Below are 26,642 nucleotides of genomic sequence, written 5' to 3'. Positions count from 1 at the left end.
TGCTGATGCGGTCGGACGCGTGCAACCGGTCCGCTATCATCAGCGGGTGAGTTACGAGTTCGACCGGTCTGCCGCGGGACGTCGCGGCGCCGTCGCGCGGGTGCGCGGTGGCTCGGCCGGTGCGATCTCGGGGGCCATTTCCGTCGCGGCGCACGGCTGGGCTTCCGGCGGCATGCTGCCGGACACCACCGCGCTGGCCCTGCTCGCCGCCGCGTCCGCCGTGATCGGCGCGCTGGTCGCGGGCCTGGCCCCGCTGCGCGAGACGTCGACCGGGCTGGTCGCGGCGCTGGTCGCCGGGCAGTTGCTCGGGCACTTCACCATGGGGATCAGCTCGGGACACCTGCATCACGGTGATGCCCAGCTGACCCCGGCCATGCTGGCCGCGCACGTGTGCGCGGCATTCGCGGCGGCCATCGTGATCCGGGGGGCGGAGGCCGCCTACCGGATCGGCACCGCGGTGCTGCGCCGGGTGCTGCCGGTGCGGCACACCCCGCCCGTCGTCGCGGACCGCGCTCCTTTGCGGACGGCCCATCGTGACCGGGTCGTCCTGCGTGTTTTCGCCACCGAGGCGCTGCGCACACGCGCTCCGCCGCTCGCGGTCGTTCTCTGAATTCTTTCCACACCCGGTGCACGCGTGGCGTGAGTATCGCTCATCGTCACGGTCTTTCCTCGTGCAGCGCAGCGTCGCGGCGCACTCTCGTGCCCACTCCTGAGCGTGCCGACGCGACGCCGTTCACCGAATCGCACACCTTCCTTCCGTGCGGTTCCGAGATCGCGCTTCCGTCGAATGGACGCGTCCGCAAATGATTCCGCGACGGCTGTCCGCGCAGGACGGTCGCCGCGGCGGTCGCGTGCCCACGGCCGTCAGAAAAGGTTGCGTCCCACCCGGGTTCCGCCGTCAGAAACGAAATGATCGTGAGTACAACAGAAACTATTTCCGACGCCGACTTATCGGAGCCGTCGGATTCCTCCGGCCCACGCCGGGCCACCGCGCGTAACAGTTTGTACGCGCTGGCCATGCGGCTGCACTTCTACGCGGGAGTGTTCGTCGGGCCGTTCATCCTCATCGCCGCCGTCACCGGCGCGCTCTACGCGATATCCCCGACGCTCGAGTCGATCGGGTCGCGCGACCTGCTGACGGTCACCGCGACCGGAACGCCGAAGCCGCTGTCGGAGCAAGTCGGCGCGGCCGTCGCCACGCGGCCGGATCTCCAGCTCGTCGCCGTCGCCCCGGCGGGGGGCGCCGAAGACACCACCCGGGTGCTGTTCAGCGACCCGTCGCTGGGGGAATCCGAGCGGCGGGCGGTGTTCGTGAACCCGTACACCGCGCAGCCGGTGGGCGATTCCGTCGTATACGGCAGCTCGGGTGCGCTGCCGATGCGCACCTGGATCGATCGGTTGCACCGGGACCTGCACCTCGGCGAACCCGGCCGGCTCTACAGCGAGCTCGCCGCGTCCTGGCTGTGGATCGTCGCGCTGGCCGGGCTGGTCATCTGGGTGCGCCGGGTGCGCAGCCGACGGGCCCGCAACGGCTGGGGCTGGCTGTTCGCGGCCGATCGGTCGCAGCGCGCGCGAGGCCGCACCCTGAACTGGCACGGGGCGGTCGGAATGTGGGTGCTTCCCCTGGCGCTGCTGCTGTCGGCGACCGGCATGACCTGGTCGACCTACGCGGGTGCGAACGTCACCGAACTGCGTGAGCAGCTCAGCTGGACCACACCCGCGGTCAGCACCGCGCTGCCCGGAACCGCTGCCTCGAGCCATGATTCGGGTTCCGATCACCACGGCGGCGGGCACGCCGACCACGCGCCCGCCGCTCCGGCCGAGCGGATCGCCCAGCTGGATCGGGTCTACGCGACCGCCCGCGCCGAAGGCATCACGCAGCCGGCCGAGATCGCCGTACCGGCCGCGCCGGGCAAGGCGTTCGCGGTGAAGGAACGCCGGATGCCCGGCACCTACACCGTCGACTCCGTGGCCGTCGACGGCGCGACCGGCGCGGTCACCGACCGTCTGCCGTACGCCGACTGGCCGCTGATGGCCAAGCTCACCAACTGGGGCATCCAGTTCCACATGGGGCTGATGTTCGGGTTGCTCAATCAGTTGTTGCTGCTCGCGGCGATGATCGGCCTGATCACCGTGATCGTGCGCGGCTACCTGATGTGGTGGCGCAGGCGGCCGACCCGCGATACGGGGCGGTTCGTGCTGGGCCGCGCCCCGCGACGCGGCGCGTTGGGCAAGACCTCGCTCTGGCTGGTCGTGCCGCTGGTGACCGCCGTGCTGGTGGTCGGCTGGTTCGTCCCGCTGGACGGGTTGAGCCTGCTCGCCTTCCTCGCGATCGACGTGCTGCTCGGCCTCGCCGGACGGATGCGCGCCGCCGCTTAACCACACATTCGCGGGCGAAGGCCCGTCACCCCAACGACCTACCGAAACGTCACGGGTATGGCCGTCGCTTCGCCATGCCTTCGAAACCGAGGATTTCCCATGCAGATCACGAAACTAGCCCTGGCCGCCGCGTTCACCACCGCTGCCGTGAGCATCGCCGCGGGCACGAGTTCCGCCGCCCCCGAGGTCGCTGCGGTGGACAGCGCGTCCGTCGAGGCCACATCCACGGAGGCCGCCGAGGCCGTCGGTTTCACCGCCCACGCCACCGAGACCGCCAGCATCATCAGCATCGATTCCGGCTCGCTTGTGGTCGAGGACCAGGTGCTGAAGGTGAAGGCCGCCGACGGCACCGTCGTCGCGGGCACGCCGTTGACCTTCCTGGTCGACGAGTTCGAATTCCCCATCGCCGCGGAGATTTCCGACCGCACCGCGACGCTGACCCCCCAGTTCGACCTGGCACACGCGGTCTACAAGCCGGTCGCCCTGCCGTTCGAGGACAAGGCGCCGTGGAAGACGGAGTACGACCGTGAGCAGGCGGCCTGGTCCCGGATGACCAGCACCATCTCCATGGGCGCCACCATCGGCACCCTGGTCGGCGGCATCGGCGGCGCGGCGGTGGGCTGCGTGCTCGGCGGCATCGCCGGAGCGACCGTCGCCGCCGCCACCATCGTCGGCATGTTCGGCCCGTTCATACCGGCCGCCGCCGTCGGCTGCCTCGGCGGCATCGTCGCCGTCGGCGCCCTCGGCACGGTCGCGGGCCAGATCCTGGTGACGGCCCCCGTCGCCATCGGCGCGGCGATCATGTACTTCTCCACGATCAACGCACCCATGCCGGCTCCGCTGAAGTGATCTCCGGCCCGGCATCGAGGGCGTGTCACTCGATGCCGGGCCCCGCTTCATCCGTTATCCGAAGACCGATTTCGGCGAGCAGGTCGCGGACGTGCCGTTTTATCTCGGTGCGGATCGCGCGGACGGTGGCGCGGTCTTGTCCGGCGGGATCGTCGAGCTTCCAATCGAGATAGCGTGTTCCGGGGTAGTAGGGGCATGCGTCGCCGCAGCCCATGGTGATGACGACGTCGGAGGCTTCGACAGCTTCGGGCGTCAGGATCTTCGGCTTCCGGTCGGTGAGGTCTATGCCGATCTCGTTCATGACTTCGGCGACGACAGGGTTGATCTCGTCGGCGGGGGCCGAGCCTGCGGAGCGGACCTCGATTTCGTCTCGAGCGCGGCGATCATGTACTTCAGCACGATCAACTCGCTCTTCCGGGGGCAATGAGCTGACCTGGGCGAATAGTCCAGACCCTCGCCGTTGACCAGGCTTTTACAGGGAAGAGCGAGTTGTGTCACAGCGGCTCCGGTTCGGAGACCCTACCCGCCGCGGACCGGGGCCGCGCACCAAGGAACTACGGACCCTTGAACTCTCCCAAGAGAAGTCCGGAGCAGCACCGCCGTCCTGAACGGATCAAAAGGTACAGCCGACCTGGCCCCGTCGTCACGTACAACACCCGGTCGCCAGGCTGCCACTACAGTTGCGTCTTCTAGGTACGCATTTCAAACCATTCGGTACGCCTAGGTCGCAATCTCTAGTGCATTCTCGGCGAGAAATCTACGAACAAATCTGAGGATGCCTACTAAAGTGGCCATCATGCAAGAGAAGGCCTCCGCGTCAGCGCCCAGTGCAAAGGTCCAGGTACGTCCCTGGGTCGATCGCGCAGCAGGGGGGTTGCCACTATTTCCCGGATCCTACGCGAAGTGGCTGGATCTCCTGAAGTCACTACTGGCCGCACTGAGCGTGGAGAGTGATATCCGGACCCAAATCGCATGGCCAGCGGATGGTGAGTACACAACGGTTGGCGATGCGTCCAAGACGATATCCCGAAGTGGCCTGATATCCGTCAGCAAGAGTGTTGTCAAGCTCACAAAAGAGGGTGAGCACTGGCTGGCGTCAGGAGACAACGAATACCTTGCAGCCGTATTCCACGGGAACATCAGATTCATCGGCGAGCTACTGTCGGTCCTTTCAGAAAATGGTCCGACAACTCACGAAGAGCTCTGGAAAATAGCTGACGCGCAGTACAGGTTGAAGTGGAGAACTGTCACTCAAATTCGCAATAGAACAACATGGCTGAGATTGCTTGGAATGGTTGATTTCTACGGCGGTCGCTTATATCTAACAGAATCCGGTAAACGCGTCCTGGAAAGAGTTGAGAACGGATCGCCGACAGAAAGCGAAAGAGTTCCTTCATTATCAATCAGCGACCCGTCACCGGCTGTTGCGCAACTACTGAAGCAAATGACGGATGAGAGGCTGGCTCGACGCTCTCGCCAACTCTATATTCCCAGGGGCAGTGGCGAGAAAGGGAAGTTGGAAATAATAGCGACGCTTGCAAAGCGCGCGGACCCCACTGTAGAGACGGCCGCATTGACAGAATTCTGCGCAAGAGAATTCGGCATAAATGCCGACTCTGCCGAATCGGTTCTGATCAGCCTCAGATCTCTTGGGGTGATCGCGAGATCCTCCTCTAAATCGCACTCGATTACACCCGCTGCCAAATCCTGGCTGGCAAGCGGTGACCCATTAGATCTCGCTAGGATCGCCCATTCCAACGTGTGGTATTTCGGCGAGCTGCTTCATGAACTGGATAACCCCGATATAGGACACAACCCGAAGGAACTCGCAAAACAAAGTAATAGATACCACCCTGATGGCCGCGGGGTCGATCGCACTTTGGTCGGGAGTCGGATAACAATATTGATTGCTTGCGGATTAGTCGAGAAGCTGGCAAGGATGGATTATCGAGCAACACCATTAGGCCGTCTCTTTCGGACAACCATCCGCTGTCAAGATCCTACTCACTCATCGGATATTCGGCAACCAGCTAGTTCAGATATCACAGAGCCCATCGTTACTGAGGGAGGGGGCGAAGCGGCGACGAGCCAGCCTAGGGCGGATACCGCTGACAGTCTGATTACCGACCCTATCGCTAGTGATATCGTTAGCCTTATGGCAACGGCTTCGCCTGCGATGGTTGAGGCCCAGGACATCGCCGACGAGCTTGAGGCTGCCAGTCGTGATAGCAGGGAAAATTTTGCGCGTTTCGAGTATGCGGCGGTGGCGGCGTTTAATTACCTCGGGATGCCCAGCACCCACCTCGGCGCGCCTGGTAGGGCAGATGGGATCGTCTACACGGAAATCGGAGTAAAGTCGCGCAAACTTGCGCTTGAGACAAAAAGCTCCGCCAAGGGTAGCGTATCCGAAGAGTCTGCCAACCTTCTTGCCCTTCCGGAACATCGGGAAAAAGAGGGCGCTGCGTTTACACTGCTCATCGGACCAGGATTCGATCGAAGGCTGCTGGAGGCAGCGGATAAGGATCCCAAAATTTCCGCAATATTGGCGCCGCTCCTTGCGGAAGCCGTTCGTCGCCAGTCCGTTTCTCCTCTGACACTAGACCAACTTGCTCCACTCATAGATCCAAATCTCAAATGCGGAGAGCGTCAGGAAGCGCTATTGAAACTATGGATGAGAGAGGCGCGCCGTTGTGAGCTGGAGCAGATGCTCGTGCGGGTTCTTGAGGAGGAAGCTTTGAATCCTTTTCATGAGGATGGGTGGCTCGATACGATTAGTATTCGGCGAGAGCTCCGTCGTCATCGGCTTCATGCTAGTGAAGAAGAGGTCCTCGATGGCCTGGAGTTCTTGACGTCATCGAGAATTTGCGCTGTCGAAAAATCGACGAACGGCTACAGGTGTTCGATGCCGAGCGCTGCAATCGCGCGAAGGGTCCAAGCTATCGGGCGACAGTGGCAACGAGTCTAGCGATTAATCGCTTTAGAGGTTGCGTTGCACCGTGTGCCCAACGAATTCGATCCTCATTCCGTGCCAGTCGGGAGATCTATGGTCGCAGAGCAAGCGCACGTATGGACCGGTACCTAATAGACATCAACTGAATTTGCCAGCCAGGCCGGTGACATGGTTACACGCAGAGGCCAAAGGAGCGCTTTCCGCCGCTGCCCAACTTCTTGCACTGTGCTACTAAAACGGAGAACGTCTCGCACCCCACTAACCCGCGATTGCTTCCGCGCACGCTAGGACAAGCGGACGCAAAGGGCGTGGCACTGCTGCCGCACAACCCATCGTGCGACCCACCAAGCCCACCGAGGACCGACCACACGTGAGCCGGTGGAGCGAGTGGCTATCGGTCGCGGGCTATTCCGCGTGTGCGGTCCTGCCCGTGCCCGGTTCCGCCACGCACGACACTCGGTGCGTGGCCGGGCGGCTGCCTAACTGCCGCTTGTGGGTGATGCGCCTGCCCCAGCCACACGAGTCTTTCTACCTCTGATAGACGGCCCTTCTCGTCCAACTCTTTGAATGCCGCGTTTCGCGCCTCGTCGAGAGACTTGTACGCGGCCTCACGTTCCTTCTCCGCTGCCGCACGAGCTTCGGCCGTTTCTCGCTCTACGCTGGCCGCGTCGGCCGCATCTCGGGTCGCTTGTTCCTCCGTGTTGACAGCCACCCGTTCGTCATACTGGCTCGGCATTGGGAACTCCTGCACCACCCATTCGGCGGCCTCACGCTCAACCCGTGCCCGCCCGGTTTCCGGCGTTTGGCGTGCTTGCCTGGTCCGCTCGGCTTCTTCTCGGGCCTGCCGGTCGCGTTCGACTCTCTGTGGAGCATCCGCGCGGCCACGTGCGGCGGCTTCGCGGAACCGCTGCATCTTCCGAAACTTCTCGGCCCGATCGCGTGCCCTCTGCACCAGCTCCGCGGCTTTCACCCGCTGCTCGAGCTGCTGCGCCTTCTGCTGCCGCGCTTGGTCGCCGACGCCAGGCAATTCTAGCTGTTGAACCATCTCGAGACTTTTACCCAAGTCTATGGCCTGCACAGCCATTTCTTGCGATACCTCTATATGCTGGAATCGGTCCTTGAAGTCCTGCTCCATCTGCCGGAGCAAAGCTCGGATTTCCTGCGGGATATGCTTACCCTGGACCGTTACCCATGCCCCGATGCGATATCTGTCCGTCTTGAGTAGATGCCGGTCGATGGCGAGCTGCTTGCGTACCTCTTTCGTATCATCGACGCGGCCGGACTTGTATTCAGTAAATGCCCGTTCTCCACGCTCGGTGTACACCCGAGCCTGGTCGATACGGCGGTTTCCTTCGGCCGTGCACTCTCTGTGCTCGCGAACCCACCCGTTTTCGCGTGTCTCACCGCGCATCTGCGCCATACCCCGGTGAAACCGCTCCCCTTTCTGTGGGTTGTCCCGGCCGCGCTGTTTGCTCTGCGCCTCCTGTCGGCGGAATTTCTCGCGGTCTTCCTCCCGGCGTCTGGCATCATCGTCGGACATCGGTCAGCCACCCCCCGTACAGCAGAAGTCAGGTAAAAAAATTTTGGGCTACAAGCCATTAGGGGCGGGAATGGGTCTTCCAGTCGTCCCAGTCCAGGCCCATGCTGTGAGCTTCCATCGTCACGTCCGAGCAGCCTTCCTCGATCGCCCACTGCACGAGATAGAGCGCGCTGAAAACGTCATCGGTGTAGTCGAAACGCAGACTCGGACCGATGGTTTCGTATATCGGGGCACTGGAAGCAGGCGCGTCGAACCATTGCGCCCCGGCTTGGCGCACGAAATATTCACCGAGGAATCGGGCATACTGGTCGACGGTGTCGAAATTCTGGGGTGAGAGGATGGTGCGCTTGTCGAGGAAAACGGTGTCGGCTGCTTCCTCGATGCGGGACAGAAACGGACGCTCCCACCAGAGGCACGGTGATTGTTCCGGGTGCACATCTGGAAGCGTCTCTGTGAGGAATTTCCGGATTTGCGATTCCATGCGTTCCGGTGCTATCCACGCGGCCCATTCCTGCCGCCGCCGCACCAGCTTTGCGTCTACATGGATCTCTACGCCGAGATCCATGGCCATCTGCTCGTCATCCTCCACGGCTACCTCTTTGTTGGCACGGTCCGAACAGGTCAGTCTCGCGTCTGCGCGTGCCTGAGGCAAGCGACAGGCTGAGAGGCGGGAGTCGCATCAGCGCTCGACATACAGGCGTTCGCATCGCAGCCGGGGCAGCCGATCGGTTCTGCCGCTGGCGACAGATACGGCGTCGGTGCGTCGGTGGATACCTTCGTCTTGCACGAACACCAGAGCCGCAGTCAGGCATGCCGCGTAATGCAAGTGGTAGCCACGCATCCGCACGATCAGGTGCACGTCGGGTTCGTCCGGCAGGGGTGAACCCGACGCATGCTGGTGGTTGCTGCTGATTTCTGCGGGGCAGTAGTTCAGTTTTGGGTCGGGTTGCATGTGAGGGCCTCCGTTGAACGGTTTGACCGGTCGTGAATATGACTTTTTGCAGGAGGTTTCGAGAGCGGGAGGCTGGCGGCGGGATCGATTGGGCACACCGATGCGGAGTCCCGTCCGCACAGCCTCCCCCTCATGTGTCCCAGCACGTGCCTACGTCCCCTGCGGTGCAAAGGGGGACCAGGGGACGGCTATCCGTGCGGGGCGGCCCAGGTGGTTTAGGTGTTGTTGAGGTGCTGGCCGATGATGGCGGGGATCAACAGGTCCAGAAGGGTGATGTCGTCGGCGGCGGGGACGTTGTCGATGATCGGGTCGAGTAGCGGTGCGGCGTACAAGCGGCCGGTGTGCGGTCCGGCGGCGGTGCGGGCGCTGCTGATCAGTTCATAGACGACCATCGCCATCACACGCACGCGGGTGGTGTCGCTCATCCCGTCCCGCACTGCGTCTGCGGTGGTGGCTACCAGAGTTCCGATCACGTCGGTGAGGACATCGAGTTCGGCGGCGGATCGCTCCACGTCCTGGTCCCCGGTCACCGATCCACCTGCGGCGGTTGAACTCTCGGCGGGGCGGGCTCGGCGGCGTGTTCTGGGTACTGGGCGCGGTGGAACACGACGCGGATACCGATCCACGGGCATTTCTGCCCGCCAAGTGCGATGTCCCTCGGGGAGTGGTGGTCGGCCATGCGGCCGTGGACGACTTTCCCCATCCGCCCGAAGCAATTCACCGAGGGCACCTCACCAGTTCCCTGGTCGAAGGTGAACACACCGCACTGCTCGACAGTGATCCACGGCCGACACGCCGGGCTACACGCGTAAAGCACCGTCGCCGTGATGGCGTCAGCCATACGCCCTCACCGCCCGGCGCTGCCCGGCGTGCTGGGCGGCGCATCCCCGGATCGCCTCGACCACAACCCGACCTGGCGGTCGATAGGAATCCTGGGGAGGCTGCACCCACGCCCGGAATAGACCGGGGCGCTGTCCGGGACCGGGCAATGCGATCTCTCCGGCACGGAGGATGGAAACGTTCAGCCGCGACATCTCAGCGAACAATCGAATGTCCTCCGGCAGATCCGGCCCGGTGAGGAACGTCCAGCGCTGCGAACGAGGATGCGTCAGTATCGGTCCGGACGGGTGGCCCGTGCGGTGCATCCACGCTTTGACTTCCGAGCCGATGAACGCAGGCATCATCAACCCACAGACCCGCCCCGCGCGTAGCGTGATGCGGCCTAGATGCGGTGGGTGGACTTCGGCGGGCAGGTCACACACGTGCCGGTAGAAGTGGCACAACGACAATGGTGTGTGTCCAACGTGTTTGGATGAATCCACAATCGTCTCCCCTGCTCGATGCACTGGTGTGCACCGACGCCGAGGCCCAACCGCTGGCCGCCCGTCATCGGACGACCAGCAGGGCCGGGATGAGGAACCGGCAGCACCCGGCGTCGGGGCTGAATCGAGGGTGGCGGAGATTATTCGCCGGAACTTGCACAAAATCGGCACACTGCCGAGTTTGGTTGACGTGGGGTTCTCAGCGTTGGACGCTGGGCATATGACCGGCGAGTCGAGAACAGCCATCGGTGTCCGGATTGCCGAGGTGCGTAAGACGCATGGTGTCACTCAAGTGTCGCTGGCACGGCGGGCGCGTGTGTCGTCATCGTTGTTGCAGAAGGTCGAGCGGGGTACCCGGCCAGCTAGTCCGTCGCTGATCGCTGCGGTTGCGGCAGCGTCGGCGGGGGCCGAGCCTGCGGAGCGGACCTCGACTTCGCCCTGAGCGAGGTGGGCGAGCAGGGCGGCGGCCATTTGGGAGCGTCCGGCGTTGTGGACGCAGACGAACAGCACGCTCGGTATGGCTGGCATCGCGGCCTTTCAGTGAGTGTCGATGGTGTCGCGGGGGATGACGGCCTTGTCGGCGGCGGCGGTGGCCGGGTAGAGGATGGCGACGAGGGCCATGCCGATGAGTGCGCCGAGGAGTTGGGCGGCGAGGTAGCCGGGCACTGAGGCGGGGGCGATTCCGGCGAAGGTGTCGGAGAAGACGCGGCCGATGGTGACGGCGGGGTTGGCGAACGAGGTGGAACTGGTGAACCAGTACGCCGCTCCGATGTATGCGCCGACCGCTGCCGCCGACAGGGCCGCTCGCCCGCTGCGGGCCAGGCCGAAGACGACGGCGATCAGTCCGGCCGTGGCGACGACTTCCGCGATTACATGGCCGGTGGTAACGCGATGGTGGGTGGAGATCTGCAGCGCGGATCGATCGAACATGATGTTGGCGAGGATCGCTCCGAAGACGGCTCCGGTCGTTTGGGCGGCGATGTAGCCAGGGAGGTCTCGGCCGGGAAGGCCGGTGCCTCGGCGTCGCCCGAGTAGCCAGTCCACCACGGAGACAACGGGATTGAAGTGCGCGCCCGACACCGGCCCGAAGACCAGGATCAGCACCGCGAGTCCGAGAACGGTGGCGGTGGAGTTCTCCAGTAGCTGCACGCCGATGTCATCGGGCGACAGTTGCCGGGCAGCGATGCCGGAGCCGACGACGACGGCGACGAGCAGGGCGGTGCCGAGGAATTCGGCCAGTAGCCGCCGGGCCAGGTCGGTCATCGCGCCGCTTCCGAGACGGTGATGTCGAGCAGGCGGGGCAACTGCCGCAGCGCGGCGGGTTCGATGCGGTAGTACACCCACGACCCGCGCCGCTCGCTGCTGAGCAGTCCGGCTTCGCGCAACACTTTCAAGTGATGGGAAATGGTCGGCTGGCTGACGTCGAAGCCTTCCGACAGGTCGCAGACGCACGCCTCCCGCCCGGCATGGCCGGCGACCACCGACAGCAGCCGCAAACGGACCGGGTCCGACAGCGCTTTGAAGACGCAGGCCAGCTCGATGGCGGCGTCGGCGGTCAGCGGTTGGCGGATCATCGGCGTGACCTCACACGATGGTGCGGTCACGCCGACGAGCGGTAACTCCTGTTTCGACACGGATCGATATTGATGTACATCGAATCCACAGGCAAGCGAACACCGGGTTAACGTCGCCCGGGGTCAGTGGCAGCAGGTGGCACCCGAGTCGATTGCCTCCTTCTTGGCGACCGAGCCGCAGCACGCACCTTCGGCGGCGGCTTCCTCGACCGTGCCACAGCAGGACTGAACCGCCTCGGCGTCGGAAGGCGTGGCCGCACCGGTGAGTTCGGGTGCCGTACCGAAGGTTTCACTGTCGGCCAGCACGGTGTAGACCTCCCAGCGTTCGGCGTCCGGCGCTGTCACCCAGACTTTGTCCTGCGTGGCGAAGCAACAGGTGGTGGAGATCTGCTCTTCGGTGAACAACCCGGCTTCCGACAGGCGGGCGATCTCGGCGTGCACCTGGTCGGAGGTCTCGACCTCGACGCCGAGGTGGTTGACGCTGCCGCCGTGGCCGGGGTTCTCGATCAGCACGAGTTTCAGCGGTGGTTCGGTGACGGCGAAGTTGGCGTAGCCGGGCTTGCGCTTGGCGGGCTCGGTGCCGAACAGGGTCGAGTAGAACCGCACGGCCCGGTCGATGTCGTCGACGTTGAGGGCGAGTTGGATGCGGGACATGACTACCTCCACTTGTGTGACATATATCGAAGAACCGGTTCGGTGCCGAGTCTGCCACCTTTTCGACATATGTCAATGAAGTGGGTAGAGTCGACCGCATGCCCAAGACGCTGCCCGTGATCGACATGTCCGCCCCGGTCTGCTGCACGCCGGTCGCGGCCGGGCCGATCGACGACGACGCCGCGCTCGCGGTGGCGCTGCGGTTGAAAGCGATCGCCGACCCGGCGCGAGTGAAGCTGCTGTCACTGCTGTTGACCAGCACTTCCGACGAGGAGAACGGCGGCGATCTCGCCGCGGCGGTCGGATTGTCGGAGTCGACGGTGAGCCATCACCTCGGCCAGCTCCGTAAAGCCGGGCTGGTGGAATCCGAACGGCGCGGCATGAACACCTTCCACCGCGCCCGCCGGGACGCCCTAGCGGCACTGTGCTTCGTCCTCGACCCCAACTGCTGCCGCTGACCCTGTTCTGAACAACAAGATCAACGGCACATGGTGGAGCGGCTTACTCGCGAAATGCCGCAGTCATGCGCCGTTGATCTTGAACTTACTTGGGAAGCGCGGTGACGCATTCGTACATGTGACCGTCGAAGGAGCCGAGCGGGGCCACGCTCCAGAGCATTCCGGTTTCTTCCATGCTGGGGGTGTAGATTTCGCTGCCCGCGCTGTTGAAGTAGCCGAAGGACGTTCCGGGGAACTTCTTGCCGGAGGAATTCAGGTATTCCGTCATCGAGTCGACGAAGGCGGAGAAGCGCGCGGAGTCGCTGGATTCCTCTTCCGCTACCGCGGCGGCGTTCTGCGACCAGTCGTCGTATTGCTCCATCAGCGAACCGGAGGGCGCGGGTGTGCCGGACGGGAAGGCGATGGCCTCGTAGATTCGGGAGCGGTCGCGGAACCCCGACAACGTCCAATAGATCGACGACGCGTCGCCACGATCGACGCCCGCGTTGTCCGACATGTGGCACACGCCGTACGCATGGACGTCCAGTTTCAAGCCGAGGCGGCTCAGCCAGCCGGGGAGCGCGTCTTCGAATTGGCTGAGACACGCCTCGTCGTCGCTGCCGTCCTCTTCCGCCTCGGTGGCAGCCATCAGGCAGGCGAGCTGGTACGCGCCGTAGGCATCGTCCCGGCCGCCGTTGGAGCCCTGAATGCGATTCTTCAGTGCCTCGGGATCGCGCCTCTCGCTGCGGGTGGGCATGTCGAAGATCTCGACCTTCTTCATTCGAACCCTCCTTCACTCGATCGTCCGGCATCTGTTCGTCCTCAACCCTGACCACACGCGGGCCTGCCGTCCTCGCACATTCCGGGTGGTTCTCACGCTCGGGATGTGCGGCACGTCGGTTCCGGAGACGCCCGGGGCGGGCGGGCCGAGTCGGTGGCGGAACGGCGGAGCATGCCGACTCGCCGGCGGTCGAGGACCAAATGCCGGAGGTGAAGACCGCGGTCGCAGCGACCGCCACGCTTCCCGACGCCAGGCGGCAATACCGCGGGAACGATCGCGCAAGCCCTCGATTGTGTTGTGCCAGAACGATTGTCGGCTGTTCTGGACAGATGTTACGTTGGCCGCGAACCGCTCTTCGTGAACCAGGGGGCATCTCGATGAAGTCGAAGTCCGTACTCGCTGGAACAGTCGTCCTGTGCGTGCTGGCTGCCTGCGGTAACGAGGATCAGAGCAACCCAGGAACCTCCGACACAAAGCTGGCAGTGCCCGGGCTGGCGGATAGAAGTACGCGAGGAACCGGCCATCTTGCCCCACTCGAAGGCCGTCGCGGTCTGGCGCGGCGAGCGGCTGGACGAAGGCGCGTTCGCCGTGCTGGACGCGACCACCGGGAAGGCTCGTTGGAGCCGACAGCGGTACGCGCGCTGGGCGCGTTGGCCGCCGACGTCCTCGTCTGAATTGATTCGGGAAGAAAACAAGGCCTGATCGGGCCTGGGACCTGGTCCGACGGCGCTGGTCGGCACGTGTGACGGGGATTCCGCTCTGTTTGCCCCCCAACGACCCGGGTAAGCGACCAATGTCCCGAGTCGCCCCACAAGGGAGCGCTTGTCAACCGAGAGACGCCGACCCGCGAAAGACGCGGATGGGCGAGGAAAGGGGTAGCAAGTGAGCACAATGGCCGCCACGGTGGACGTCGAGGTTCCGGTTCGCACCGCCTACAACCAGTGGACGCAGTTCGAGTCGTTTCCGCAGTTCATGGAGGGTGTCGAAGCGGTACAGCAGATCGATGACCGGCATATGCACTGGCGTGTCCATGTCGGCCCGTCGACGCGGGAGTTCGACGCGACCATCACCGAGCAGCATCCCGACGAACGCATCGCCTGGAAGTCCGACAGCGGACCCAAGCACGCGGGCGTCGTCACGTTCCATCGGCTCGACGACACCCACACCAGGGTGACCACGCAGATGGACGTCGACCCGGAAGGGTTCGTGGAGAACGTCGCCGACAAGCTCGGTGTGCTGAAGCACCGGGTGAACGGTGACCTGGAGCGCTTCAAGCACTTCATCGAGCATCAGGGCAGCGAGACCGGTGCGTGGCGCGGCGACATCCCGCGTCCGGACGCCGGCGGCACCGCGACCGAACGCGGCACGGCTCCCCGGCCCGGCGTCGGCGGAACCGGCATGCCGGGCGCAGGCGGAACCGGGACCCCGGGAACGGGCGGAACCGGCAGCCCGGGTGTCGGTGGGACCGGCACACCCGGCACGTGGCCCGGCGGAACCGGTAGCCCGGGCGTCTGACCAGTGCGATGACGACGCCCCCTGGGTCTCCCAGGGGGCGTCGTTCGCGTCAGGCGGAGTCGCGCTCCTCATCGGTGTCCGCCGGATGCGCTTCCGGTGGCACCTGGACCGGGCGCAGCAGCGCCCAGGCCACGAAGGCCACCGCCACCACGCCCATGCCGAGCCCGGCCCACAGGTTCACGTTCACCCCGCCGGTCTTGGCCTGCTCGGCGGCGGTGTCGTGCACCAGTCCGGTGACCACGAGAACGATCGCGTAGCAGCCGAGCAACCCGCCGACGATGGTACGGATATCGAAAAACATTGCGGCGATTCCTTATCCGACGAAGATGTTGAGCGCGATCACGAGCACGAGCGCGATGCCTGCCAGCAGGACCGGGCGCTGGTACCAGGGCAGCGTGTCGGCCTCCGGGTCGGTGCGCACTTCCTTCGGCGTCTCCGAGTAAACCAGCCCGATCAGTTCCGCCGCCGGTTTCGGCTGGGTCACCTGGGTGACCAGGACACTGACGAGGATGTCGACCACGAACGCGACACCGGCGGCGACGAAACTCGCCCCTTGGCCGGACAGCTCGAAGACCTTCGTCTCGTGCAGGATGAAAACGACTATGGCGGAGGCTGTTCCGCAGACCAGACCGGTCCAGCCCGCGGTCGGCGTCATCCGTTTCCAGAACATGCCGAGGATGAACGTGGCGAACAGCGGCGCGTTGAAGAAGCTGAACAAGGTCTGCAGGTAGTCCATCATGTTGCTGAACCCGGAGGCGATGAACGCGGTGAAGATCGCGGCCACGGTCGCGCCGATCGTGGCCAGCCTGCCCACGCCGAGGTAGTAGCCGTCCGCGCGGTCGCGCCGCACGTACTGCTGCCACAGGTCGTAGCTGAACACCGTGTTGAACGCGGAGACGTTGGCCGCCATGCCCGCCATGAACGCCGCGAGCAGGCCTGCCAGCCCCACACCCAGCAGGCCGTTGGGCAGCACGTCCTTCATCAGGTAAAGCAGCGCCTGGTTGTAGGTGGTGTCGCTCTCGAAGTCCGGATTCGCCGTCACCGCCGCCTTGTACTCCGCCATCTGCGGCACCAGCACCGCGCTGATCATGCCGGGGATCACCACGATCAGCGGGATGAACATCTTCGGATACGCGCCGATGATCGGCGTGCGCCGCGCCGCGGAGATGGAGTGCGTCGCCATCGCGCGCTGTACCTCGACGAAGTTCGTGGTCCAGTACCCGAACGACAGCACGAATCCGAGGCCGAACACGATGCCGAGGATCGACAGGAAATCGTTGGAGAATCCGCTGAGCGCGTTACCGGGCCACGATTCCAGCTGCGCCGCGCCGCCCGGCGAGGCGGTCACTTTGTCGCGCAGCCCGTCCCATCCCCCGACCCGGTGCAACCCGACCAGGGTGAGTGGCAGCAACGCGGCGACGATGACGAAGAACTGGAGCACTTCGTTGTAGATCGCCGCGGACAGACCGCCGAGGGTGATGTAGGACAGCACGATCACCGCGGCCACGATCACCGAGACCCACAGCGGCCAGCCCAGCAGCACGTTCACGATCGAGCCGAGCAGGTACAGGTTGACCCCGGCGATGAGGATCTGCGCGACGGCGAAACTCAGCGCGTTCACCAGATGGGCTCCGGTGCCGAAGCGGCGACGCATGAATTCCGGCACGCTGCGGACCTTGGAGCCGTAGTAGAACGGCATCATCACCACGCCGAGGAACAGCATGGCGGGCACCGCCCCGATCCAGAAGTAGTGGAAGGTCGGGAAGCCGTACTCCGCGCCGTTGGCGGACATGCCCATGATCTCCACCGCGCCGAGGTTGGCGGAGATGAACGCAAGGCCGGTCACCCAAGCCGGTAGCGAGCGCCCGGACAAGAAGAAGTCGATGCTGGATGACACCCGTTGCCTGGCCAGAAGGCCGATGCCGAGCACGAACACGAAATACAGGGCGACCAGCGCGTAGTCGACGGGCTGCGCGTCCAGGCGGAGGGTCTCGGCGGCTTCGAGGTGCGGTGGCGAAGCGGCCGAGTGCAGGCCGGGCACGGCGGCGAGAACGGACGAATCGACGAGCGGCACAGCGTTCCTCCTGGCGGTGAAACCGGGGCGGCGAGCGAGGTCGTTCGTCGTGCGAGAGCCGCGTCGTGCTGGTCCTGCCCGGCGCGCGCGACCTCCTCGTCGCCCGCCGAATGGTGTCGGCAGACACCACTGTGCGCGATCATGCCCAACGGCGTGGCACATTCGCGCACAAATCCGGTCGGTCGCTCAGTCGACCCGGTGGGCTCCAGGGGCGGGGACCACCACGAAAGTGCGCGGATCGGGGAGATCCGCGTCGGCGAAACGCTGCCGCACCGAATCCGCCACCGCCGCGGTGCGGTCCCGGTCGACGAGCGCGATGACGCTGCCGCCGAATCCGCCGCCGACCATCCGCGCGCCGTGCGACCCGGCCGCCAGCGCGGCGTCGACCGCCGCGTCGAGGGCCGGAGTGGACACCTCGAAGTCGTCCCGCAGCGAGACGTGTCCGGCGGTGAGCACCGGGCCGATTCCACGCGGGTCGAGCCCTTCCCGCAATTCTTCGGCAACTGCGACCACTCTGGCGTTCTCCGTCACCACATGCCGGGCGCGCCGACGCAGCACGTCGTCGGCGATCCGGGTGGTGTCCGTCGCCGACGCCACGTCGCGCAAGGTCTCGACGCCGAGTGCCTCGGCCGCCGCAGCGCATTCCGCGCGGCGCTCGGCGTAGCGGCCGTCGGCCAGTTCGTGCGGCTGGCCGGTGTCGACGACAAGGAGTTCCAGCCCGAAAGCGCCGAGATCGAAAGGGATCTGCTCGACGCCGCGCGGCGCGGCGGTGTCGGCGGCGAATGCCCGCACGTCCAGCAGCAGCGCGTGCCCGGCGGTGCACAACATCGCGGCCGATTGGTCGAGCAAGCCGGTCGGCGCGCCGACGTAGTCGTTCTCGGCGGCGCGGGCCATGTCGATCAGCGTGCGATCGGTCAGGCCCGGCGCGAACAGATCACGCAGCGCGATGGCCACCGCGCAGGACAGCGCCGCCGAGGACGACAGGCCCGCGCCGATCGGCACCGCGCCGTCGAGATCGAGATCCACGCCGGGGATCCGGTGTCCGCGCCGGGTGAACTCGGCGACCACGCCGAGCGGATAACGCGACCAACCAGGCACCCGCGCCCGCGCGCCTTCGATGTCGGACACCGCGACGAGCACCGGCTCGCCGGGCCGCTGCCGCGAGCCGACCCCCACCAGCCCGTCCGTGTGCGGCGCCGCCGTACACCGCGCCACCAGCGGCAACGCGATCGGCAGGACGTAGCCGTCGTTGTAGTCGGTGTGCTCACCGATGATGTTGACCCGCCCCGGCGCCACCCATGTCCGCACACTCGCTCCTCGCTGTCCCGGTCGGTGCCAGGGTACGAGACACGCCGCCCGGACATCGTTTTCGGCCCGGTCGGCTGCGGGATCGGCGTTCGTGCCGCAGAGTCGAATTCGACGCAAGTCCGGCCTGCGAAATCTGGTGGCCGCGGCGGATCGGGAGGGCACCATGATTCACGACGCCTCACGCGGCGACCTACGCGCGCGGCCTCGCCCGGATCGGCTGCGGCCGCCGCTGGAGCGGACGTTCCCGGCGCCGCTGACGATCGAGATCGGCGCGGCGACCGGCGCGGGACCGACCGCCATGTCGGCGTTCGACGCGGCGCTGCGCGATCTCGGCGTGGGTGAGGCGAACCTGATCCGGTTGTCGTCGGTCATCCCGCCGCGCGCCACCGTCGAACGGATCGGCCGGGTACGCAAGCCGATACCGTGGGGTGACCGGCTGTACTGCGTCTACGCGGTGCGGCACGCCTGCGAACGCGGCGCGACCGCCGCGGCGGGCATCGGCTGGGCGCTGCGCGACGACGGCTCCGGCGCGGGATTGTTCGTCGAGCACGAGGCCGACACCAGCGACGAAGTCGACGCCCTGATCCGCGCCAGCCTGGCGGACATGACCCGCCACCGCGGCGACGGCTTCGGCCCCGTCCAGTTGTGCACCGTGGACGCCACCTCCGACGGTGACCCGGCGTGCGCGCTGGTCCTCGCCGCGTATCACACCATTCCGTGGGGCCCGCGATGAGCGAGATCACCGTCACCGTCGAGGCGGCGATTCCGGAGGAACGGATCGCGATGTTCCATCGCCTGTACGAGGAGGCGTTCGGCCCGTTGCGCGCGAAGGCCATCGCACGGCAGGTGCTGCACCCGGAGGAGTTCCGGGAGGAGATGGTGGATCCCCGCGTGCAGAAGTACGTGGCGCACGCCGACGGCGAGCCGATCGGCGTCACCACGCTGACCAGGCATCTGGAGACCGTGCCGTGGATCAGCCCGGACTATTTCGCGGCCCGCTATCCCGAACACGCGGCGCGCGACGCGATCTACTACGCGGGTTTCACCCTTGTTGCGCCAAGTGCCCGCCAAGGGGCGGCGTTCCATGCCATGATCAAATCAGTTGTCCAGATATTGGTTGCCGAGCGCGCTGCGGTCGGTTGGGACATCTGCTCGTACAACAACACTCGGTTCTCGTTCGCCGACAGCATCAGGGCGGTGCTCGACGAACAGGCGAACGTCGAAGTCGCGGTGGAGGATTCACAGATCTATTACGCGGCCCGGTTCACCGGGGATGGAGCGACCAAGGGGGGCTGATGACACCAAGTGAACAGCCACAGACCAGCCGTCCGCGCGGCATCGGATCGGGCTGGTACCCGGTGCTTCTGGGGGGAAGCGCGGCCGCGATCGCGGTCCATCTGGCGGTGGACTCGCACGTGGCGGCGTTCGTGACGATGACGATCATCGTCGGCGCGACCCTCGCCATGATCGCGGTCGGCGTGCGCACGCACCGGCCCGCGCACCCGTTGCCGTGGTATCTGCTGTCCGGCTCGGCGGTGCTGTTCGCCACCGGCACCACGCTGCGCGACATCGGCGACCACGCGGTCCATCCGCTCGACGACGCGTTCACTCTGCTGGGTTATCTCGGCGTCGGGCTCGCGGCGCTGATCTGGTTGTGGCCGCGCCAAGTGCACGGCGACTACGACCTGCTCCTGGACTCGGCCCTGATCGGGCTCGGCGCGCTGCTCGCCTCCTGGACCTTCCTCATCTCCCCGATCCTGCAATCCACCGCGACCGGGCTGGACGCGCTGTTGGCGGCGACCTACCCGGTACTCGACGCGCTGCTGCTGACCTTGGTGGCGCACTCCATGGCGACCTCAACGCGCGCGGAGACCTCGCTGTGGTTGCTGCACGCCGGACTCGTCGCGGTGCTGCTCGGCGACTTGGGCTACAGCCTGGAGACCGCGGGCGCGACCGTGTTCGGGCGCGAAGTGCTGCTGGCTCCCCTGCTCGCCGCCTACGCCACCGTGGGCGCCGCGGCGCTGCACCCGACCATGACCGCGCTCGGCACGCCACGGCGCATCCACCCACACCACTCCAGGCAGCGCGCCAGCCTCATCGCGATCGCGCTGATCGTGGCCTCACTGGTGCCGGTGGTCGGGTCGAGCCTGCGCCCGCTCGATCGCGTGGTGGTGTCGTCGCTGTTCGGGTTACTGCTGATCGGCATGCTGGTGCGCAGCGAGCGCGCCATCGTGCGCAGCGCCCGCAGCGAGCGGCGCGCGCAGTACCAGGCCGACCACGACATACTCACCGGATTGCTGAATCGAGCCGCACTGCTGCGCGCGCTGCGGCAGCGCGGCGAACAGTGGGCCGAGCAACCGATCTCGCTGCTGTTCATCGACCTCGACGGCTTCAAGCGGGTCAACGACAGCTACGGGCACGCCGTCGGCGACGAACTCATCTCGACGGCGGCCGGCCGGATCCGGCGAGTCGCGCGCCACGAGGACGTGGTGACCCGCTACGGCGGCGACGAATTCGTCGTGCTCGCCCGGCTCGCCCGGCCGGAGGCCGCCGTGCTGGCCGAACGGCTGCTCGGCGCGTTCGTCCGGCCGTTCGGGCTGAGCGCCGGGGAGATACCGATCACCGCGAGCGTCGGCGTGGCGTGCGTCGGTCCACGCAGCTCGGACACCGACGTGCACGGCCTGCTCCGGGACGCGGACGCGGCCATGTACCACGCGAAGCAGTACTCGCTCGGTTACGCGTTCCACGACGACGTGCGGCACACGCCTCCCAGCACTGAGCGACGGATCTGGCGCACGGCTGCCCGATCCGCCAGCCCCGCGGTCTGACTCAGTCGCTCAGCTCGTTCAGCAGGCGCTTGGCCTCCTCGAGCTCGGCCTGTAACTGCTGCACCTTGGCCTCCTGCACCCCGCGCAACGCGTCCAGGACGCCCGCGACCACCTCGGCGACCTCCGGATGCAGGATCTTCGCCGCCTGCGCCACCGTGGAACCGGCCACCGGAAGACCGCGCAGGGTGCGCTTCTTCCCGCTGACCACGTCGATGGACCACTCGCCGTCGGCGGTGCCGGTGAGCGTCACGGTGACCTCGGGCGCCTTGGCCTTGCGGGCGGCGGCCGCTTTGGCCGGTTTGGGCGCCGCGGCCTGCTTGGCCGCGCTGTCGGCTCGACTCGCTTCCGCGGCCGCCGCGGGCTTCGGGGTGGCCGCGGGCGCGGGTGCGCTCGGCCGCGCGGGCTCGGTCGTGGTGCTCGTCGTGGTCGACGACTGCGTCACAGGGGATTCCTTCCGTGTTGTCGACTTCTGCTGGGCGGTGGCGCCCGCCGCCCCTCGCGGCGGCTTGGTCAAGGTCACCTCGGTGGGAGAGAAGGACAGTACATCCTTCGATCCGGTCGGCCGGACCTGGAGGAAGTCACCGTCGGCAGGGTCGCCGAGCGCGATCACCTTGCCCGAGCGCCCCTCCGGCACGCCGACCGCGGCGGAGGTGAACCACACCATGGGCGGGCTGCCACCGGCTATGTCCGCGGCGATCTGTTGAATCTCGCTGTCCGACAAGGGCTGCGGCTTGGTTCGTGGGGACGACATGGGTAACTCCGAGCGATTTCGTGGTTGGCTGCGTGCACAGATGATGCCGCACGACGCCGACAGATTCGCGGGCCACCGTCGAATAGGGGCGGCGGACGACACCGTTCACGCATCCAGCGAACAGTGGGCAACACATGCCGTCACCCTGCGGACAGCCCCCACAGACCACAACGCTTCGGCGTCCTATGCGAGAAAACCAGTGCTGGAGGCCTTCTCGCACCTCAGCCGACCCGACGTCACCGACTGGCCCGCCCAGGAAGGTCGACTGTGCCGAACAAGCCCGCTCAACTCGCGTCCGTCGGCGCGCGCAGCGCCGGAAACCAGATGTCGGTGAGCACTTCGACGGCTTGCTCCACCGAGACGTCGATGGTGCCCTGCATCGCCCATCGGGTGAAGAACCGCTCCAGTTGCGCGACGAGCAATTCCACGCGCAACCGCGCCTCGTCGCGCCGGTCGGCGGGCCACGCCGCCAGGTAGGCGGTCATCGCGTTGGGCAATGCGAGGATGCCGTCGCGGGCGATCTCGCGAAACTCCGGTTCCAGCGCGGTCGCCTCGTCCCAGGCGGGCAGCAGGTCTTTGTATTGGTGGAACCACTCGATGGCGCGGGTCATCCAACGGGCGAACTCGGCGCGCGAACCGGTCTCCAGCACCCGGTCGAGGTCCTGATAGGAGTGCAGCACGGTAGACAGGGTGCCCTGCTGGGCGATCGCGCGCAGGATCTCTTGTTTCCCCGCGAAGTGCAGGTAGAACGTGGCGCGGCTGCAACCGACGGCGGCGACGATGTCGTCCACCCGCACCGCCGCGTAGCCGCGGGTGGCGAACAGCTCCTTGGCGCCCTCCATCAGCCGGACCCTGGTCTGCTGCTTCTGCTCGTCCCGCAGGTTCGCGCTCGCGTTCGTACGCATGGTGAACAGGTACCTCGTATCCGTGAAAAGAGGGACTGACGTGCGGTTGACGCCGCCCGAGTCTACGCGGCAAAGGGAGTGATGGACAGCGCGTCACTCACTAGACACCATGTCTACCGAGTGCTAATTTGTTGCCTACGTCACTCCGGCGCGTGAGCCGCACCGGACGGTTCGGCCGTCACCGACGACGGCCTCCAGCACGAGGACAGTGAATGACGTCAACCGCACTCCCCCGCGTCTGCGTGATCGGGGCGGGTCCCTCCGGGATCACCGCCGCCAAACGCCTGAACGATTACGGCATACCGTTCGACTGCTACGAAGCGTCCGACGAAGTCGGGGGCAACTGGTACTTCAAGAACCCCAACGGCATGTCGGCGTGCTACCAGAGCCTGCACATCGACACGTCCAAGTTCCGCCTGGCCTTCGAGGACTATCCGGCGCCCGACGAGTGGCCGGACTTTCCCCACCATTCGCAGCTGTTCCAGTACTTCCGCGACTACGTCGACCATTTCGGCATCCGCGACCGGATCGTGTTCGACACCAGGGTGACCGCGGCCGAGCGCGGGACGGACGGCCGCTGGCTGATCAGCACGAGCGACGGGAGCACCAAGGACTACGACGCGCTCATCGTCTGCAACGGGCACCACTGGGATCCCCGCCTTCCGGACTACCCGGGCGAATTCGACGGCACGCTGCTGCACAGCCACGCCTACAACGACCCGTTCGACCCGGTCGACATGCGCGGCAAGCGCGTCGTGGTGGTCGGCATGGGCAACTCGGGCCTGGACATCGCCTCCGAGCTGTCGCAGCGGTTCATCGCGACGAAGCTCTACGTCTCCGCCCGGCGCGGAGTCTGGGTACTGCCGAAGTACGTCAACGGCAAGGTCGGCGACAAGCGCTCGATGCCACGGTGGATGCCGCCGAAGCTGGGCCTGAAACTCAAGCAGCGTTTCGTCCGCAAATTCCGCGGCAACATGGAGGACTACGGCCTGCCCAAGCCCGACCACCTGCCCTTCGAGGCGCATCCATCGGCGAGCGAGGAGTTCCTGCACCGCGCGGGCTGCGGCGACGTCACGTTCAAGCCCGCGATCACCGCGCTGGAAGGTTCGCGGGTGCGCTTCGCCGACGGCAGCGCCGAGGAGGTGGACGTGATCGTCTGCGCCACCGGTTACCGCATCTCCTTCCCGTTCTTCTCCGATCCGGAACTGCTGCCCGACAGCGACAATCGCTTCCCGCTGTTCAAGCAGATGGTGAAGCCCGGCATCGACAACCTGTTCTTCCTCGGGCTGGCCCAGCCGCTGCCCACGCTGGTGAACTTCGCCGAGCAGCAGAGCAAGCTGGTCGCCGCCTATCTGACCGGCCGCTACCACCTGCCGCCCGCGGAGGAGATGCGGGCGGCCATGCGGTCCGCGGAGTCGGCCAGGTCGGGGCGCTACTACGACTCGCCCCGGCACACCATCCAGATCGAATTCGAACCGTACGTACGGGACATGCGGCGGGAGCTGGCGCGCGGCGCGAAACGCGCCACCGCCGCGGGTAACGCGCTGCCGGTTCCCGGCCGCACGCCCGAACACGTGTGAGGCGGCGATGACCACTACCACGGGCACCGCCACCTCGGGATTCTGCGCCGAACGATTCGCACGGGTCCGCACGGAACTGGAGACCCGGCTCGCCTCCGGCGACGAGCTGGGCGCATCGATCTGCGTCACCGTCGACGGCGAAACGGTCGTCGACCTCTGGGGCGGCTACCGCGACCGGGAACGCACGCGGCCGTGGACCGAGGACACCTTGGTCAACGTCTTCTCCATCACCAAGACCATGACCGCGCTGTGCGCCCTGCTGCTGGTCGAGCGCGGCGAACTGGACGTGCACGCGAAGGTGGCCAGGTACTGGCCGGAATTCGCGGCGAACGGCAAGGGCGACATCGAGATTCGTCATCTGCTCGCGCACACCTCCGGCGTCTCCGGGTGGCAGCCGCCGATCGAGCTCGCCGATATCTACGACGCGGAAGCCTCCGCCGCCCGTCTCGCGAGCCAGCCGCCGTGGTGGGAGCCCGGCACCGCCTCCGGCTACCACGCGCTGGCCTACGGCCACCTGATCGGCGCGGTGATCCGCCGCGTCACCGGTCGCTCGCTGGGCGAGTTCTTCGCCGATGAGCTCGCCGGGCCGCTGGGCGCGGACTTCCACATCGGCACCGCGCCCGAGCACCACGGGCGGATCGCGACCTTGATCCCGCCCGCCATGCCGGAATTCGACATGGCCGCGCTCGACCAGGAAAGCGTGCTGGTCAAGACGCTCACCAGCCCGCTGCTCGACATCGCCGAGACCGCGAGCGCCGGGTGGCGGCAGGCCGAGATCGGCGCGGTGAACGGCCACGGCAACGCCCGTTCGGTGGCGCGGGTGCAATCGCTGGTGTCCTGCGGCGGCGAACTGGCCGGACGGCGGCTGCTGTCGGAGCGGACGATCGAGCTGATCTTCCAGCAGCAGTCCGACGGCGTGGATCTCGCGCTTGCGGTGCCGCTGCGATTCGGCATCGGCTACGGTCTGCCGCAGCGGCAGACCGCCCCGGAGGTTCCCGACGGCCGGGTGTGCTGGTGGGCCGGGTACGGAGGCGCGATGGTGGTCAACGACCTCGAGCACCGCACCACCTTCGCCTACGCCATGAACCGGATGGCGCCGGGGCTGATCGGCTCCGACCGCGGCGATGCCTATCTGCGCGCGACATTCGCGGCGGTGCGCGGATGATGCGGGCACTGCAGCTCACCGAGCCCGGTGTGCTGGAACTGCGCGAGGTATCGATTCCGGAGATCGGTCCCACCGATCTGCTGCTGCGGGTGGGCGCGGCGGGCATCTGCCATTCGGATCTGCACGTGCTGCACATCCCCTTCCGGATGCGCGAGGAACCGTTGACCCTCGGCCACGAGATCGCGGGCACCATCGAAGCCGTCGGCGCCGGGGTCGGCGGCCGCCGGGCGGGCGAGCGCGGCATCGTGTATCTGTGCTGGTCGTGCGGGGTCTGCCGGGAGTGCGTCGGCGGCAACGAGAACGTCTGCCTCGCCGCGGGTCGCACCGCCATGCCGCCGTGCCCCGGACTCGGGCCGGACGGCGGGATGGCCGACTACATCCGGGTGCCCGCGAGTTCGTTCGTGCCGATCGGCGACCTCGACTTCGCCGAGGCCGCGCCGCTGGCCGACGCCGCGCTGTCGAGCTACCACGCCATCCGCGGCGCTCGTGATCGGCTGGGGCCGGGGTCGGTGGCGGTGGTTGTCGGGATCGGCGGGCTCGGCCACCTCGCGGTGCAGATCCTCGCCGCGACCACGGCGGCCAAGGTGCTGGCCGTGGACGTGAGCGCCGACAAGCTCGAACTCGCCGCGCGGTGCGGTGCGGCCGAAGGACTTCTCGCGGGCGACGACACGGCGAAGGAGATCCTCGACCGGACCGCAGGTCGCGGCGCGGACGCGGTGTTCGACTTCGTCGGCGTCGACGCCACCGCACGGCTCGCGGTGGAATCGGTGGCGCCCAACGGGGCCTACCGCATGGTCGGCCTCGGCGGTGGCGCGCCGGAGATCACGGCGGCGCCCGCCACCGGCACAGGCTGGCCATGGGGCGCCACGGTCCGGAAATCCTACGGCGGCACCAGATCCGACTTGATCGACTCCGTGGCGTTGGCCGCGGCGGGCAAGCTGCGCGCCGAAGTGGAGCGCTATCCGCTGGCCGACGGCCGCGCCGCCCTCGACCGGCTGGAGCGCGGGCTGATCACCGGCCGCGCCGTGCTGATCCCAGAGCCGTGACGAATCAACCCTTGCGCAGTGACGAGGAAGTA

General features: G+C 66.5%; 27 protein-coding genes and 2 pseudogenes. 14 read left to right on the top strand and 15 right to left on the bottom strand.

Annotation, left to right across the window (positions count from 1 at the left end):
* The first annotated feature begins 46 nt into the window (after positions 1–46).
* The 3 genes from ACIHAX_RS09830 to ACIHAX_RS09820 all read left to right on the top strand — a co-directional run bounded on the left by ACIHAX_RS09830 (position 47) and on the right by ACIHAX_RS09820 (position 3,228).
* Positions 47–610, top strand: coding sequence for a hypothetical protein (locus ACIHAX_RS09830; RefSeq protein WP_364431538.1), 564 nt, complete (start codon positions 47–49; stop codon positions 608–610).
* A gap of 299 nt (positions 611–909) precedes the next feature.
* Complete coding sequence (locus ACIHAX_RS09825; RefSeq protein ID WP_397276837.1) at positions 910–2,379, top strand: PepSY-associated TM helix domain-containing protein; 1,470 nt, start codon at positions 910–912, stop codon at positions 2,377–2,379.
* 99 nt (positions 2,380–2,478) lie between these two features.
* A complete protein-coding gene (locus ACIHAX_RS09820; RefSeq protein ID WP_355077883.1) occupies positions 2,479–3,228 on the top strand; it encodes a hypothetical protein in 750 nt (249 codons plus the stop codon).
* Between the two features lie 25 nt (positions 3,229–3,253).
* Here the strand turns inward: ACIHAX_RS09820 and ACIHAX_RS09815 are convergent, their stop codons facing one another.
* A complete protein-coding gene (locus ACIHAX_RS09815; RefSeq protein ID WP_397276835.1) occupies positions 3,254–3,652 on the bottom strand; it encodes a heat-shock protein HtpX in 399 nt (132 codons plus the stop codon).
* Between the two features lie 372 nt (positions 3,653–4,024).
* On the opposite strand from ACIHAX_RS09815, the gene ACIHAX_RS09810 reads away from it, so the two are divergent.
* Positions 4,025–6,193: a hypothetical protein gene (locus ACIHAX_RS09810; RefSeq protein ID WP_397276833.1), complete on the top strand. Its 2,169-nt coding sequence runs from the start codon at positions 4,025–4,027 to the stop codon at positions 6,191–6,193.
* Positions 6,194–6,569: 376 nt separating this feature from the next.
* Here ACIHAX_RS09810 and ACIHAX_RS09805 read toward each other — a convergent pair whose 3' ends face one another.
* The 4 genes from ACIHAX_RS09805 to ACIHAX_RS09790 all read right to left on the bottom strand — a co-directional run bounded on the left by ACIHAX_RS09805 (position 6,570) and on the right by ACIHAX_RS09790 (position 9,200).
* On the bottom strand, positions 6,570–7,718 hold the full coding sequence (locus ACIHAX_RS09805) for a hypothetical protein (RefSeq protein WP_397276831.1): 1,149 nt from the start codon (positions 7,716–7,718) through the stop codon (positions 6,570–6,572).
* A gap of 58 nt (positions 7,719–7,776) precedes the next feature.
* Positions 7,777–8,307, bottom strand: coding sequence for a hypothetical protein (locus tag ACIHAX_RS09800; RefSeq protein WP_397276829.1), 531 nt, complete (start codon positions 8,305–8,307; stop codon positions 7,777–7,779).
* A 90-nt stretch (positions 8,308–8,397) separates the two neighbouring features.
* On the bottom strand, positions 8,398–8,670 hold the full coding sequence (locus tag ACIHAX_RS09795; protein WP_397276827.1) for a hypothetical protein: 273 nt from the start codon (positions 8,668–8,670) through the stop codon (positions 8,398–8,400).
* 215 nt (positions 8,671–8,885) lie between these two features.
* A complete protein-coding gene (locus ACIHAX_RS09790; RefSeq protein ID WP_397276825.1) occupies positions 8,886–9,200 on the bottom strand; it encodes a hypothetical protein in 315 nt (104 codons plus the stop codon).
* A gap of 1,012 nt (positions 9,201–10,212) precedes the next feature.
* Between ACIHAX_RS09790 and ACIHAX_RS09785 the strand changes: the two genes are divergently transcribed.
* Entirely contained in the window at positions 10,213–10,434 is a 222-nt protein-coding gene (locus tag ACIHAX_RS09785; RefSeq protein ID WP_397276991.1) for a helix-turn-helix domain-containing protein, read from the top strand.
* Here the strand turns inward: ACIHAX_RS09785 and ACIHAX_RS09780 are convergent.
* The 4 genes and pseudogenes from ACIHAX_RS09780 to ACIHAX_RS09765 form a co-directional block, all read right to left on the bottom strand.
* Positions 10,368–10,520, bottom strand: a pseudogene (locus ACIHAX_RS09780) (heat-shock protein HtpX); the annotation flags it as partial. The gene ACIHAX_RS09785 and the pseudogene ACIHAX_RS09780 overlap by 67 nt on opposite strands.
* Positions 10,521–10,529: 9 nt before the next feature.
* Positions 10,530–11,255, bottom strand: a complete 726-nt coding sequence (locus tag ACIHAX_RS09775) for an aquaporin (RefSeq protein ID WP_397276823.1) — start codon at positions 11,253–11,255, stop codon at positions 10,530–10,532.
* A complete protein-coding gene (locus ACIHAX_RS09770) occupies positions 11,252–11,626 on the bottom strand; it encodes an ArsR/SmtB family transcription factor (RefSeq protein ID WP_397276821.1) in 375 nt (124 codons plus the stop codon). The genes ACIHAX_RS09775 and ACIHAX_RS09770 overlap by 4 nt, the downstream gene beginning before the upstream one ends.
* 63 nt (positions 11,627–11,689) lie before the next feature.
* On the bottom strand, positions 11,690–12,220 hold the full coding sequence (locus ACIHAX_RS09765) for an ArsI/CadI family heavy metal resistance metalloenzyme (protein ID WP_397276819.1): 531 nt from the start codon (positions 12,218–12,220) through the stop codon (positions 11,690–11,692).
* Positions 12,221–12,318: 98 nt separating this feature from the next.
* Here ACIHAX_RS09765 and ACIHAX_RS09760 point away from each other — a divergent pair, with 98 nt between their 5' ends.
* Positions 12,319–12,678 carry an Rv2640c family ArsR-like transcriptional regulator gene (locus tag ACIHAX_RS09760; RefSeq protein WP_039800120.1) on the top strand — a complete coding sequence of 120 codons (360 nt, stop codon included), beginning with the start codon at positions 12,319–12,321 and terminating at the stop codon, positions 12,676–12,678.
* Between the two features lie 85 nt (positions 12,679–12,763).
* Here ACIHAX_RS09760 and ACIHAX_RS09755 read toward each other — a convergent pair whose 3' ends face one another.
* Complete coding sequence (locus ACIHAX_RS09755; protein ID WP_364431519.1) at positions 12,764–13,438, bottom strand: hypothetical protein; 675 nt, start codon at positions 13,436–13,438, stop codon at positions 12,764–12,766.
* A 525-nt stretch (positions 13,439–13,963) separates the two neighbouring features.
* On the opposite strand from ACIHAX_RS09755, the gene ACIHAX_RS09750 reads away from it, so the two are divergent.
* A complete protein-coding gene (locus tag ACIHAX_RS09750; RefSeq protein ID WP_364431516.1) occupies positions 13,964–14,140 on the top strand; it encodes a hypothetical protein in 177 nt (58 codons plus the stop codon).
* Between the two features lie 180 nt (positions 14,141–14,320).
* Positions 14,321–14,776: pseudogene (locus ACIHAX_RS09745) on the top strand (SRPBCC family protein); the annotation flags it as partial.
* Between the two features lie 226 nt (positions 14,777–15,002).
* On the opposite strand, the gene ACIHAX_RS09740 reads toward ACIHAX_RS09745, so the two are convergent.
* The 3 genes from ACIHAX_RS09740 to galK form a co-directional block, all read right to left on the bottom strand.
* The gene (locus tag ACIHAX_RS09740; protein WP_364431513.1) at positions 15,003–15,254 is read right to left on the bottom strand and encodes a hypothetical protein; all 252 of its coding nucleotides are present in this window, start codon (positions 15,252–15,254) and stop codon (positions 15,003–15,005) included.
* A 12-nt stretch (positions 15,255–15,266) separates the two neighbouring features.
* The gene (locus ACIHAX_RS09735) at positions 15,267–16,985 is read right to left on the bottom strand and encodes a sodium:solute symporter family protein (RefSeq protein ID WP_355077926.1); all 1,719 of its coding nucleotides are present in this window, start codon (positions 16,983–16,985) and stop codon (positions 15,267–15,269) included.
* Positions 16,986–17,213: 228 nt separating this feature from the next.
* Positions 17,214–18,335 (bottom strand): galactokinase, encoded by a 1,122-nt coding sequence (gene galK, locus ACIHAX_RS09730; RefSeq protein WP_397276816.1) that lies wholly within the window; start codon positions 18,333–18,335, stop codon positions 17,214–17,216.
* A gap of 91 nt (positions 18,336–18,426) precedes the next feature.
* Between galK and ACIHAX_RS09725 the strand changes: the two genes are divergently transcribed.
* The 3 genes from ACIHAX_RS09725 to ACIHAX_RS09715 are packed head-to-tail and all read left to right on the top strand — an operon-like array spanning position 18,427 to position 21,163.
* On the top strand, positions 18,427–19,068 hold the full coding sequence (locus ACIHAX_RS09725) for a pyruvoyl-dependent arginine decarboxylase (protein WP_364431507.1): 642 nt from the start codon (positions 18,427–18,429) through the stop codon (positions 19,066–19,068).
* Entirely contained in the window at positions 19,065–19,631 is a 567-nt protein-coding gene (locus ACIHAX_RS09720) for a hypothetical protein (RefSeq protein WP_355077893.1), read from the top strand. Before ACIHAX_RS09725 ends, ACIHAX_RS09720 begins: the two co-directional genes overlap by 4 nt.
* Entirely contained in the window at positions 19,631–21,163 is a 1,533-nt protein-coding gene (locus tag ACIHAX_RS09715; protein WP_397276813.1) for a diguanylate cyclase domain-containing protein, read from the top strand. Before ACIHAX_RS09720 ends, ACIHAX_RS09715 begins: the two co-directional genes overlap by 1 nt.
* A 1-nt stretch (position 21,164) precedes the next feature.
* Here ACIHAX_RS09715 and ACIHAX_RS09710 read toward each other — a convergent pair whose 3' ends face one another.
* Both ACIHAX_RS09710 and ACIHAX_RS09705 read right to left on the bottom strand, forming a co-directional pair.
* Positions 21,165–21,914, bottom strand: coding sequence for a DUF6319 family protein (locus ACIHAX_RS09710; protein ID WP_355077895.1), 750 nt, complete (start codon positions 21,912–21,914; stop codon positions 21,165–21,167).
* Between the two features lie 284 nt (positions 21,915–22,198).
* The gene (locus ACIHAX_RS09705; RefSeq protein WP_355077896.1) at positions 22,199–22,819 is read right to left on the bottom strand and encodes a helix-turn-helix domain-containing protein; all 621 of its coding nucleotides are present in this window, start codon (positions 22,817–22,819) and stop codon (positions 22,199–22,201) included.
* Positions 22,820–23,031: 212 nt separating this feature from the next.
* On the opposite strand from ACIHAX_RS09705, the gene ACIHAX_RS09700 reads away from it, so the two are divergent.
* Genes ACIHAX_RS09700 through ACIHAX_RS09690 form a run of 3 tightly spaced genes read left to right on the top strand, consistent with a single transcriptional unit; the run spans position 23,032 to position 26,610 of the window.
* Positions 23,032–24,399, top strand: coding sequence for an NAD(P)-binding domain-containing protein (locus ACIHAX_RS09700; protein WP_364431499.1), 1,368 nt, complete (start codon positions 23,032–23,034; stop codon positions 24,397–24,399).
* 7 nt (positions 24,400–24,406) lie between these two features.
* Positions 24,407–25,564: a serine hydrolase domain-containing protein gene (locus tag ACIHAX_RS09695; RefSeq protein ID WP_397276811.1), complete on the top strand. Its 1,158-nt coding sequence runs from the start codon at positions 24,407–24,409 to the stop codon at positions 25,562–25,564.
* On the top strand, positions 25,564–26,610 hold the full coding sequence (locus tag ACIHAX_RS09690) for an NAD(P)-dependent alcohol dehydrogenase (RefSeq protein WP_397276989.1): 1,047 nt from the start codon (positions 25,564–25,566) through the stop codon (positions 26,608–26,610). Before ACIHAX_RS09695 ends, ACIHAX_RS09690 begins: the two co-directional genes overlap by 1 nt.
* The last annotated feature ends 32 nt before the right edge of the window (positions 26,611–26,642 follow it).

Source organism: Nocardia sp. NPDC051929 (assembly GCF_044548645.1).
GTDB classification, from domain to species: domain Bacteria; phylum Actinomycetota; class Actinomycetes; order Mycobacteriales; family Mycobacteriaceae; genus Nocardia; species Nocardia sichangensis.
Note: the sequence above shows the minus strand (reverse complement) of the source record. Positions and strands in the feature narration are given on the sequence as shown.